9 protein-coding genes are annotated in these 12,604 nt (G+C 43.2%); 7 read left to right on the plus strand and 2 right to left on the minus strand.

The genetic code is table 11. The annotated features are described in order from the left end of the window. Nucleotides 1-11: 11 nt before the first annotated feature. On the minus strand, nucleotides 12-1,310 hold the full coding sequence (locus tag AAFN85_RS23550; RefSeq protein ID WP_347530171.1) for an NAD(P)/FAD-dependent oxidoreductase: 1,299 nt from the start codon (nucleotides 1,308-1,310) through the stop codon (nucleotides 12-14). A gap of 204 nt (nucleotides 1,311-1,514) precedes the next feature. On the opposite strand from AAFN85_RS23550, the gene argB reads away from it, so the two are divergent. From argB to AAFN85_RS23565, 3 genes are all read left to right on the plus strand, one after another. Next, the gene (argB, locus tag AAFN85_RS23555) at nucleotides 1,515-2,360 is read left to right on the plus strand and encodes an acetylglutamate kinase (RefSeq protein ID WP_347530173.1); all 846 of its coding nucleotides are present in this window, start codon (nucleotides 1,515-1,517) and stop codon (nucleotides 2,358-2,360) included. Beyond that, nucleotides 2,357-3,172 (plus strand): pyrroline-5-carboxylate reductase, encoded by an 816-nt coding sequence (proC, locus tag AAFN85_RS23560; RefSeq protein WP_347530174.1) that lies wholly within the window; start codon nucleotides 2,357-2,359, stop codon nucleotides 3,170-3,172. The genes argB and proC overlap by 4 nt, the downstream gene beginning before the upstream one ends. Before the next feature lie 205 nt (nucleotides 3,173-3,377). Beyond that, the gene (locus AAFN85_RS23565) at nucleotides 3,378-4,754 is read left to right on the plus strand and encodes an aspartate kinase (protein ID WP_347530175.1); all 1,377 of its coding nucleotides are present in this window, start codon (nucleotides 3,378-3,380) and stop codon (nucleotides 4,752-4,754) included. Nucleotides 4,755-4,788: 34 nt separating this feature from the next. Here AAFN85_RS23565 and AAFN85_RS23570 read toward each other — a convergent pair whose 3' ends face one another. After that, entirely contained in the window at nucleotides 4,789-5,307 is a 519-nt protein-coding gene (locus tag AAFN85_RS23570) for a hypothetical protein (protein ID WP_347530176.1), read from the minus strand. A gap of 101 nt (nucleotides 5,308-5,408) precedes the next feature. Here AAFN85_RS23570 and AAFN85_RS23575 point away from each other — a divergent pair, with 101 nt between their 5' ends. The 4 genes from AAFN85_RS23575 to AAFN85_RS23590 all read left to right on the plus strand — a co-directional run bounded on the left by AAFN85_RS23575 (nucleotide 5,409) and on the right by AAFN85_RS23590 (nucleotide 12,591). Then, nucleotides 5,409-6,206 (plus strand): hypothetical protein, encoded by a 798-nt coding sequence (locus AAFN85_RS23575; RefSeq protein ID WP_347530177.1) that lies wholly within the window; start codon nucleotides 5,409-5,411, stop codon nucleotides 6,204-6,206. A 99-nt stretch (nucleotides 6,207-6,305) separates the two neighbouring features. Beyond that, the gene (locus AAFN85_RS23580; protein ID WP_347530178.1) at nucleotides 6,306-6,749 is read left to right on the plus strand and encodes an SWIM zinc finger family protein; all 444 of its coding nucleotides are present in this window, start codon (nucleotides 6,306-6,308) and stop codon (nucleotides 6,747-6,749) included. 12 nt (nucleotides 6,750-6,761) lie between these two features. Next, a complete protein-coding gene (locus tag AAFN85_RS23585) occupies nucleotides 6,762-9,674 on the plus strand; it encodes a DUF6493 family protein (RefSeq protein WP_347530179.1) in 2,913 nt (970 codons plus the stop codon). Nucleotides 9,675-9,777: 103 nt separating this feature from the next. Beyond that, nucleotides 9,778-12,591, plus strand: coding sequence for a prolyl oligopeptidase family serine peptidase (locus AAFN85_RS23590; protein WP_347530180.1), 2,814 nt, complete (start codon nucleotides 9,778-9,780; stop codon nucleotides 12,589-12,591). Nucleotides 12,592-12,604: the final 13 nt, after the last annotated feature.

Consider the following 12,604-nt stretch of genomic DNA (forward strand, 5'->3'; position numbering starts at 1 on the left):
ATTGTTTGCAATTATCTCACTTCTGGATCGGTTTTCCGGGTTTCAGTATCAAACTGGCGTACGATAAGCCTATTATCGCTATTTTTGGTAAAATAGTTAATGGCCCAGCTAAAAAAGATGATGCCCTTATTGGTAAAGCCTGCTAACGACATGATATGCACCAAACCCCAAACCAACCAGGCAAAAAATCCCTGGAAATGGAGTTTACCCAGATCGGCAACGGCTTTATTGCGACCGATGGTGGCCAGCGAGCCTTTGTCTTTATATTTAAACGGCACTAAAGGTTTACGATCAAACATTCGAAAAACATTTTCGCCAAGATTTTGCCCTTGCTGAATAGCTACGGGAGCAACACCGGGATGCCCGTTAGGATATTCATCTGTGATCATGGCCGCCACGTCACCTATGGCATAAATATTTTCGTAGCCTTTTACTTTGTTAAACTCATCAACCAGAATGCGGTTGCCGCGGGCAATGCTCTCGGGTGGGATACCTTCGGGGAACTCTCCTTTTACCCCGGCTGCCCAAAGTACGTTACGTGTGAGAATGGTTGTGCCATTATCTATTTTAAGCAAATAGCCATTATAGCTTTCCACGTGTACGCTATTATAAATGGTCACATCCATATCCAGCAAAAACTGTTTGGCCTTCGCGCTTGCCTTGGGCGAAAAAGCGGCAAGCAGTTCCGCTTTGCCTTCAACCAAATAAACCTTCATAGCATGTTTGCGCAGGCCGTGATAATCTTTCATAAGGATCAACTCACGCATCTCAGCCAGCGCGCCGGATAGTTCAACACCCGTAGGCCCACCTCCTACTACCACAAAGGTCATCAGGGCGGCTTTTTCTTCCGGATCTTTTGACACGAGCGACATCTCGAGGTTTTGCAATATCAGGCTCCGGAGGTTCAGCGCCTCCGGGATATTTTTCATCGGCATAGCAAAATGCTCGATCTCTTTATTACCGAAGAAGTTGGTATTGGAACCTGTTGCTATCGCGAGGTAATCATAATAAATTGTGCCAATATCAGTGTCCAGTGTATTGCTCTCGGAGTTGATCTTCTTCACATCGGCTAAAGCGAAGCGAAAGTTTTGCTGCCGGGTAAAAATACGCCTCAATGGGAAACCAATCGAATCGGCAGCGATGGAGCCGCCGGCCACCTGGTAAAGCAATGGCTGAAAAGTATGATAATTATGTTTATCGATCATCAGCACATCAACCGGTGCGTTTTTTAGTTTTTTAGCTAACTGGATCCCTCCAAATCCGCCTCCAATAATTACTACACGCGGCCTGGTATTCTTTTTTTGCTCCATAGATAGATATAAGCGCAGATGATGCCTTAAAGTTTTCCAATAATACTAAATCTTTCATTATCAAAATGTAAACTTCCGGCCAGATTAGCTTATCTCGTTTTAGCATCATATTTTCAATAAAAACACCATATTTTTTTAATTTTGGATACTTTTTATCAAAAAAAGCGGAGATTTGCCAAAAATATAGCTATATTGACAACAGCAATGAGTAAAATTGATACAGATCATATCAAAACGGATAAATTACCATCTAATAACGCTCTTTATATAATCAAAATTGGAGGAAACGTTATTGATAATTCAGAAAACCTGTATCATTTTTTAAAGGACTTTGAAGCCCTTGAAGGCAACAAGATCCTGGTACATGGCGGCGGAAAAGTGGCCACGCAGATGGCAGAAGACCTGGGCATCGAATCGAAAATGGTTGATGGCCGCAGGATCACCGATATTGAAACGTTACGTGTGGTTACCATGGTTTATGGCGGCCTCATCAATAAAAACATTGTAGCACAGTTACAACGCTTTGGCAACAACGCCATTGGCCTAACTGGCGCAGATGGTAACTTTATTAAAGCGGTTAAGCGGCCTGTAAAAACAATCGATTACGGTTATGTGGGCGATATAGTGAAAGACTCTATTAATCCTCACAGCATCAGCAAATTGCTTGATTCAGGCTTCACCCCCGTTTTTTGCGCGATAACGCACGATGGCGAGGGACAACTACTTAATACCAACGCTGATACCATTGCTTCGGCACTGGCGGTATCGCTATCGGCATTGTACGAAACTACGCTGATCTATTGCTTTGAGAAAAAGGGCGTATTGAAAGACATTAACGACGAGGGATCACTGATCAGCGAGATCAACCCTGAGCGCTACGAACAACTGAAAAAAGAAAAAATAATACATAGCGGCATGCTGCCCAAACTCGACAATGCCTTTACCGCCATATCATGCGGAGTAAAAGCAGTAATTATAGGCAAGTCGGATGAGCTTGGTCAGCTGAAAGATAAAAAACCATTTGGAACACGTTTAACTAATAACGCATGAACTCACAACAGCACATTTCCATTTTAGGCTCTGGTAACATAGGCCTGTCATTAGCCAAAGGTTTAGTTAAAGCAGGAATTTGTAAACCCCAGCAAATTTCCCTTACCCGCCGTAATGTTGCCGCCCTTAGCCAATATGCCGAGCAAGGGTATCATGTATCTGACAATAACCTGCGCGCCGTACGTAAAGCCGATATTGTTGTGCTGGCCGTACTTCCGCAGCAGCTTAATAAATTGCTTGATGAAATAAAACCATCGCTAAAACCGGATAAACAGTTATTGATCTCAGTGATCTCGGGCGTGAGCTGTGCCGATATCCGCCAGCACCTGGAACTTAACGTACAGGTGATCCGCGCTATGCCTAACACGGCTATCGCCATTGGCCACTCCATGACCTGTATCGCTACCGATAATGGCACCAACAAAAACATCAACATGACCAAATCATTGTTCGATACTGTTGGCGTAACCATCCAGATCAACGAAGAACTCATGACATCAGCCACTGCCCTGTGTGCTTGCGGTATCGCCTTCTTTTTAAGGTCGATCCGCGCGGCATCGCAAGGTGGAACCGAAATTGGCTTTCACGCGCATGATGCTTTGAAAATGGCTGCGCAAACAGCTAAAGGTGCTGCCGATTTGCTATTGCAACTGGCATCGCACCCCGAGCAGGAAATTGATAAGGTAACATCGCCAAGCGGTTGTACCATTGCCGGTTTGAACGAGATGGAACACCATGGTTTTAGTTCGGCTATGATCAAGGGCATCCGTTTATCAGCCGAAAAAGCGGGCGACCTGTACAAAAAAGATTGATATGTTAGCTTAAAGCAGAAAGCCAAAAGCCTGACAATACAAACAAAATCGATAACCGCAAAATCATTATATTCGACCGTTTTGATAGGGATTATCAAAATGAGATACTTTTAAACAACAGTAAAACGACAAGACATTAGCTATCAGCACAATAATTACGATGGCATAATAATGGCATTTTGCATGTTGAACTTTCAATTATAAAATGTTAACAGTAGAAAAAATTGGCGGTACATCCATGACCGCTTTGGGCGATGTGATCAAAAACATCATCCAGTTTGAACGCAGCGGCGATGAACTTTACAACCGCATATTTGTAGTATCGGCCTTTTCGGGAGTAACCAACCTCCTGCTCGAAAACAAGAAGACCGGCGCGCCTGGTGTTTACCACAAGCTGGCCACTTATAAAGATTTCCATCCCCTGCTTAAGCAGCTTATTGTTAAGTTAAAACAACTCAATAAAAACTACGAAAGCCTTGGCCTTAACCTGGCCGAAGCCGATAAGTTTATCGAGACCCGTATCAAAGACGCGCAAACTTATCTCGAAAACCTGGCCAACATCCTGGCATCGGGCTATGTAGGTAAAGAGGGTATTTTGCAGGCCGCCCGCGAGATCCTGGCATCTATTGGTGAAAGTCACTCGGCATTTAACTTTACCAATATCCTGCAAAATATGGGTATTAATGCTACGTTCATCGATCTAAGCGGCTTTCATGATCACCGTGCCTTAACCATCGACCAACGGATCAGGAAAGACCTTTCCCATATCGACTTTTCGAAAACCATTACCATAGTTACCGGCTACGCTAAAGGTACAGAAGGTATTATGCGCGAGTTTGACCGTGGCTACTCAGAAGTTACCTTCAGCAAAATAGCCGTGGCGGTAAAACCGCAGGAAGCTATCATCCACAAAGAATACCATTTGTGTACTGCCGACCCGCAATTGGTTGGCGTTGAAAACTGTTTTCCGGTAGGTAATACCAATTATGACGTTGCCGATCAGCTGGCTGATGTTGGTATGGAAGCTATCCACCCTAAAGCATCAAAACCGCTGGAAATAAACGATATCGACTTAAGGATCAAAAACACGTTCCAACCAGAACACCCCGGCACGCTCATTACCCGCGAATATATTTGCGATACCAAACGTGTTGAAGTGATAACAGGCACAGATAAGGTGATCATGATCGATATTTACGATCCGTCGATGGTGGGCAACGTAGGTACCGACTTCCACATTATGCAGCTGTTTTACAAATACGGCGTTAGCTATAGCTTTAAGGCTACCAGCGCTAACAGTATTTCGATTGTTATTTGGGAGAAGGATTATAACAAAAAACTAATTGCCGAACTGGAAGACAACTACGAAAAAGTTGCCGTTGAAAAAATGGCGATGGTTTGTTTGATCGGCTCAAACATGGATCAACCAGGCTTACTGGCTAAGTCGGCAACTGCGTTGGCCAAAAGCGGCATTAACATCAGGAGCTGCGGTTTCGCCCTGCGTATGGTAAACATCCAGTTTTTGGTAGCCCGTGAAGATTTTAACGAAGCTATCCGCGCGTTGAATAAAGCGATGTGCTAAATAAGACGAAAGGATAAAGGTTAAAAGCGAAAGATTATTTGTTTTCTGCTTTTAATTCCATAGCCTTTATGCTGAAATCATTGAGCGTATTTGTGAGGTTTTCAAAGTTGGCTTTAAGGTAACTTAAATCAATTTTGAAAACCTTTTTACTTTCTTTCTTGAAAAACCAACGCCTGAATAGACCTTTAGGTGCAGATAAATAAGGTTCAGGGTCGTATATTTTTATTTCCAATACACTCTTGTCGTTGATCACTTCTTCGATATCATCCCAATAAAACTTTCTGCCGCTTACACAATCGTGCAACCAAACTTCATTAGCCTCGAGTAAAGGTTGTTTTTTCAGGGCAAGTTTGATCACTGTATAAGTTTTTGAAAACGTTGCAACCGTTAGCAAAAGCCAGATAATTGCGCCCGATAAATAAACATAAAAGAAAAAGCTATCCGGATGGCCGTGCCTTGGACCTAACAGGTTAACCATACACAGTACTAAAAATAAAATAGGGAAAACAATTTGCCTTAAAAAACCGCCGCTTAACCTGAAATAGTATTTCATAACAAGATTTAGTTTTATAAAGTTACTGATTAATTATAGCAGCTAATTGGCGCTGTAAACTTTTACTTTTTAAATTAGCGGTGTTATCCTAAACTATCCGCATGTCTGATACTATTACATACCAGTATAACCAGCTATCATCTTTAAGCAAAGTTGACAACAATGATCAGTTATTTTTGGCGCAATACAGCGAAGTGCAAAAAAAGGATGCCTCATGCTTTTTTTGGGGGAGACTTACCGATCCTTATGTTGTTTCCCGTTGTTTGCTCACACTATCAAACGTAGTTAAATCGAGCTTCAGCCTCTCGCCAGCCGATTTATTGATGCTGAAAGATCCCATCGTAACTGCCGGTAACGAAAAAATAAGATTTGAAGGCTTTTCACATTGCGCCGGTGTATATGCCCGTGTTGATGTATTGGGCGATGGGCATGACGGTGAGTTTTTGGAAAATGGCACTACCAACGTTGATTTTAATCAGCCTATGCTGTCGGCCCTAAGCAGTGTTCGTCGAAATGAAGAAGTGTTGCTTTCTATCGGTAAAAAAGAAGTTGCCTTGCACCGGGAGGAAGGAAAAATAGTTGAGCGCAAAGTCCCGCTGCCTACTAAATGGATAAAGGGACTGACCAGTGTGCAGGTATTCTTGTCCGAATCGGAGCCTACCTATAAATTCAACCGCCTGCAGGCTATCCAGTTATTTAAAACCATCCCTACGGGTAAACCCAAAACTGATTATTATTTACTGGTGCGGGGTGGTAAGCCCATGTTCTCGCCGGTACAGGCAGCAAATGCCATAACGGTTGGCGGGGTTCATCGCCTTAAATTAATTGAACCGTTACTGCTTCTTGCAGATCGGTTACAGGTTTTCGCCCATAAAGATCAGCAGTCAACCACCTGGTAGGTTTACATTGGCGCGGTACGGTTTAGTTTATCGATATCGAGGGATGCCTGGCGTGGGTTTTCCGGAGAGGGCGCGGCACTTGAATCGTTAATAGAAGATGTGCCCGAAAACTGGGTTGAACTGATGGATAGTTACAGCTATGCCAACCAGGAATTTAATCCTACACTACTCGCAGTAAATGAGGGCCTCGATCTTAAAAAAGTAGAAAACTTAACCGGAAGGTTATCGGCCATTGGTTTACTGGGCTTTGATCTGGATGATAACAACTTCTTTTACCGCCGTTTGCCATTTAAAACCAGCCGCATCCTTACTTTAAACCCAAGATTAAAAGATGCCGAAAAGTTGCTTGCAGAGGGTAAAGTACAGATCAAATCAAACACAGGCAACCGGGTAGAGGCCGAGGTAGAAGGAAGTGGCGTACATCACATGGTGCTACTGGAGGCCGACCAGGACCGCTGTACCTGTATGTGGTTTAGTAAAAACCAGGGCGAACGCGGCGTTTGCAAACATATACTTGCAGTGAAAAAACTATTGGCTAAGTAATATTTTATTGAGATGAGCACCTTTGCCGAGCAATACCTAAACCTTTTAAAAGAACAGCGTCAGGCCGATCTGTTTCCGCTGCTACAAACACTAACCGATGCTGAGAGAAAAAAATTCGCGCCGGAATTAAAAAAGCTGGATACCCAATATTTTAAATATGAAATTATAGGTAAATCAAAATGGGGCGGTGATGAGTACGGTTACAAATCTACAGATGCCCAGCGCCACATTTTAGCGCTTACTCATTTTGTGGTTTATAACAGAAAGGATTTTGAACGGGCCATGAATATCGGCATTATTCAAAAAGATGTGCTCGATACCATATTGCCCTGGTACCGCCCTACGTGGTTCAATGATTACATAAACAGTTTTAGCGATAATGAGTTCATTCCAAGTTTTATCGATTATGGTTGGTATATGGAACTGATTGATCAGGAACATGTCACAGAATCGGCCCTGCTTATTGCGCGTCTGCTTCCAGGGCTAATTTTAAAGAAAGTTTATCCGGAACGGGAATATCAGCCCGAAAAGTTATTTGAAAGGCCGGTTACGTTGCAAAAACATATATGGCACCTATTTGAATACACTAATACATTAAATTGGGCTGACGTATCCGACGAGATTTGGAAAAAAACGTTTAAGGATCTGTGCGAACAGGAAACATTACCACGTGCTAAAGTGCTGGAAGAATGTGCCGCTGCTGTTAATAGAAATTTCAACCAGGGCCTATCCAATTGGTTTACAGATCTGTTTATTTACTTCGAACCTACCAAAGCGGAGTTGATCAGTTTGCAGCCAGTATTGCTCAATACCCTCAACTCACCACATTCCAAACCTGTTAATACTATACTGAAGCTTTTTAAAGATTTAGCAGGCGATGACGGCTTTGAACAGGATGGATTCATGGAACATTGTCCGCTGGTACTCTCGTCCGAATCTAAAACAACGGTAACCAACACCTTGATGATTTTAGAGAAACTGGCCAAAAAACACGCGGATAGGCGAAATAAGATAAGCATATTGGCCAGCCAGGCGCTTATTCACCAGGATGATAAACTACAGATACGTGCGGCTAAGTTCATTTCAAAATATGCCGACAGCTCATCATTAGACGTTTGGGAGGCAGTTTCAGCTTACCAGCAGGGCTTACTGTTTGAGGCTAAAGGTATCCTCGAGCCATTTTTAATATCGGAAGAACCGGCAGAGGATTTGAGCGATCTTATTGAGGTGAACGAACAGCCGGACCGGCAACCGATAGCCTTCCCGCAAAACTTTGATGAACTTGTGTACCTGGCCAGCCAGGCTTTTGATCAAAATGAGGCTTACCATTTTGATTTACTACCCGCCGCTATTTTAAACTTTCAGCACGAGATGACGGAAGAGAATATCCGTAAACTGCTCCCCGCGTTTCAACGTGCATTTAAAACCAGCACCGGTGATTGGGTAAGCGACCGGGGGTACCTGGATAGCATGCTGGCCAAATTTTTGACAAGCTATGGCTTGTTGCTTATTAAATTTTACCCCAATGCGGCACTACCATTTAAAAACCTGTACGATGACCATCTCAATAAACTAAAGGAAAAAAACAAGGATACCAAATGGTTTGAAAGCGGCATCAAGGCCTGGGAGGTTTTTACACATTCTAAAGGGTATAAGCCCCATAAACATATCCTTCTTAATGCCTTTTGGGCGCTTGAACATAACCTCCGTGTTCCGTTGCTCTCTACCCCTACCCATGAACCTTCGCTTGTTTCTGTGGACGAATTGATCCGCAGGATAAGTATGTATCAAAACAGAAATACCCGCCCCGGTTTAATGGATTACCAAGTGGCTGTAATGCGCTGCTTTATTGATAATAAAGATGAGGCCCTCAGCCTTGCAAATTCTCTTTTAACTGGAGAACCACGGCAATTGATTGGTTTTATTTTAGGCGAAGATCATCAGCCTAATCCTCAGCATCACCTCAAACCCGTTTGGCTTGCCGCGGTTTTAACTCACAGGCGCGAGCTGATACACGCGTGGGCCGGGTACAGCAAATGGAATGAGGAATATTTACTGGCTGGCTTCAGTTGGTCATCATATGTGGAGCATTACGAGCAAAAAAACTATAATTATCAAAAAAAGGAATACGAAATGGAACCCGCTACCCGTAACGCGGTAATTGTATCTATCAACAAAACGGACACAAGTCCTATTGCTTCGGGTATTAAAAGTTTATGGAATAAACTTACGGGCAATAAAACAAGTACTGAATACGAGGAAGGTTATTTTGACTTTATCGAACTGAAATATAAATACATCTCGGCCGAGCAGAATGACATTAAAAGATTGATGTATTTAAGCCCCAACTGGCCCGAGCATTGGTTGGTTTACATCAGTAAAGAGGCTTTCCGCTATTTTGACCTCACCGGCGAAAATGATAAGCGACTTGTGATCTCAGCATTGGAAGCCCTGATGACCCTCAATTATGTTTATGGCGATGCCGGTCATTTATTTATCGCCACCTGCATGCTGCTTAACGATAAAACCGTACGCCTGTACGCTGCCGAACTTTGGATAAAAGGTATTAAAGAGCAAACTATCGACAGTAAAAAAATTGGGGAAATTATAGGAAAACACGAATATAATGGACTGGCACCCCTGAAACGCCTTACCGATTTGATCCTCTCGAATATGCTCCATATTTCGCCGGCTCATGATCGGAAATTGGAACAATTACTTGCAACCTGCATTAGTAATATGAATGCAAAGCCTTTAAATAACACTAAAAAACTGCTTGATATTTACTTAGAGGTGTTGGCGGCTAACAAACAATCAGTTACCGATACCAAGGTATTAAATGTATTAAGCGAGTGGGGAAAAACAAGCAGCAGTTTAACACCAGTTATTGAGCGAATAAAACAAGGGTTTTCGAATAGCAAATAATAAAAAGTTACAACATTTACAGCAGGGCAATTGTAACATTAGTACAGCACAACTTTTAAAAACCAGCGTTTTTGAGCATATTTATGTTTTACATGCGCCTATTATGCTTAAACATTTCCTGTTTTTAACTGTCCTGTTTTTCATTTCGCTTAATTTATCTGCCCAAAAATCAAGTAAAAAACCTTTAGATCATTCTGTTTTTGATGGATGGCAAAGTGTAACCGGGCAACGGATCAGTAACGATGGCAAATGGGTGGCATATGTTGTGAAACCTCAGCAGGGCGATGCCGATTTGTTTATCAAAGATTCGAAAAACAATAAAACCACAAAGATACCACGTGCCGACACCGTAAAAATAAGCGGCGATTCGAAATATGCTGTATGCCTGATCCGGCCATTTTATAAAGACACCCGCCAGGCTAAGATCAAAAAGAAAAAGCAGGCCGATTTCCCGAAAGATACATTGGGCATTATCCAGTTAGGATCAAATTCGGTTAGCAAAATTCCGGCTATCCGCTCATTTAAAATAGCTGAAGACGCGCCGGTACTGGTTTACCTCGCTACCGCTGATACGATAAAGAAACCCGCCACTGGCGATACTTCAAAAAAAGCCGTTGCTGCCACGGTTGCCCCGCCAATACCGGCCGGAGCCGATCTAACTGTTAAAAAACTAACAACTAAAACTGGGCGTACCTTTAAACAGGTTACCGATTACCAGGTTAGTAAAAACGGGAAATGGGTAGTCTTCGCGGTTACCCCGTCGCCCAAACAAAAAGATGTTATAGCCGGGATTTACTTATTTGATACCGAAACTAATACTGTAAAAAAGCTAAGCACAGGTAAAGGCAATTATCACAACATTGTTTTTGATCATGCGGCGAGGCAATTAGCATTCACTGCCGAAAAGAACCCTGAAAAAGCTTTGGTGAAGCCTTTTAAACTCTATTATTACAATACTACCAAAGATACCGCCGAAATTATCGCCGCCGAAGGCTCGGCAGGTTTACCCGATAAATGGGCAGTTAGCGGCGATGGAAAAGTTAGCTTCAGTAAAAGCGGCGGAAACCTTTTCTTTGGTACTGCCCCTATTCCCAAACCTGCAGATACAACACTGGTTGATTTTGAAGTGGCAAAGCTTGATATCTGGAATTACAAGGACGATTACCTGCAGCCCCAACAGCTTAAAAACCTGCAAACCGAATTAAAACGAAGCTATCCCGCTGTAATAAAACCTAACGATGCCTCGCCAAAAACGATGCAATTGGGAAGCAAGGCAATTCCCGAAATACTAATTGCCGAAAACAAAGATGCGCGCTATGTATTGGGTGTCACCGATACAGGAGCACGTGTTCCATCCCAATGGGAAGGCGGCACTAAACAACAAGCCATCCTTATTGATACCAAAAGCGGCAACCACCGCCTTGTTAATTCGGGAATGATGGGGCGTTATTATATTTCGCCGCATGGCAATTATGTTTTATGGTTTGATCTGAAACAGCAAAGCTGGTTTAGCTACACTATAGCTACCGGGCAAAAAATAAATCTCAGCAAATCAACCGGCACAGCCATGGGCGATGAGCTTAATGATGTACCTGGCTATGCTTCGGCCTATGGCGTGGCTGGCTGGACGGAAGGCGACAAAAGGGTATTTATTTACGACAGGTATGATATCTGGAGCATTGATCCTGCAACCGGTGATACCTTCAATTTTACCAATGGGATAGGTCGGAAAAATAAACTCATCATCAGGTACGATCAAACTGATCCTGAACAAAAGTTTATTTCTGCCGATGAGCCGATGTGGCTTTTAACTCAAAACGAAGAGACTAAACAATGGGGCTACTACAAAAAAATGCCCAACGGCCAAAATCCTCCAGATAAAGTGGTGATGACCAGTATGAGTTTCGACAACTTATTAAAAGCAAAAAAGGCTGATGTATATATCTATACCAAAGCAAACTACAAGCTTTCACCCGACCTGTATATCTCGTCCGATCTGAAAAAAGAAACTAAGCTAAGCGATATCAACCCGCAACAAGAAGAGTACAACTGGGGTACTGCCGAACTGGTTAAATGGACAACACCAAAAGGCTATAAATCAACCGGGATACTCTATAAACCCGAGGATTTTGATCCGGCAAAAAAATACCCGATGCTGGTTTACTTTTATGAAAAATTATCTGATGGATTGTACAATTACATAGCACCAGCCCCCACCCCTTCCCGCTTGCCAATTTCATTTTTTGTGAGCAACGGGTATTTGGTTTTCGCGCCGGATATCAGTTATCAAACCGGTCACCCAGGGGCATCGGCAGTTGAATTTATTAATTCTGGAGTTGAGGCTTTGAAGAAAAACGCTTGGGTTGATGGCGCTCACATCGGCATACAGGGACAAAGCTGGGGAGGTTACCAGGTAGCTTACCTCATTACCCAAACCAATATGTATGCGGCTGCATGGGCTGGCGCGCCGGTAGCCAACATGACATCGGCCTATGGCGGTATCCGTTGGGAATCGGGCCTCAATCGTCAGTTTCAATATGAAAAATCACAAAGCCGCATCGGCGCTACCCTTTGGGAAAGGCCGGAACTGTATCTTGAAAATTCGCCATTATTTCAATTACCTAAAGTGAAAACCCCGGTGATGATCATGAGCAATGATGCCGATGGCGCGGTGCCTTGGTACCAGGGTATTGAAATGTTTACCGCCCTGCGCCGTTTAGGTAAACCGGTATGGTTGCTGCAATACAATGGCGAAGCGCATAACCTGGTGCTACGTCAAAACCGTAAGGATATCACCATCCGCGAGCAACAGTTTTTTGATCACTTTTTAAAAGGCGCACCTTTGCCTGTTTGGATGGATAAGGGGGTGCCTGCCGTTGATAAAGGGAAAGATTGGGGTTTGGAATTGGAAAAGTAGTTAAGCATCTCCT

The sequence above is a fragment of the Mucilaginibacter sp. CAU 1740 genome (genome assembly GCF_039839285.1).
Classification (GTDB): domain Bacteria; phylum Bacteroidota; class Bacteroidia; order Sphingobacteriales; family Sphingobacteriaceae; genus Mucilaginibacter.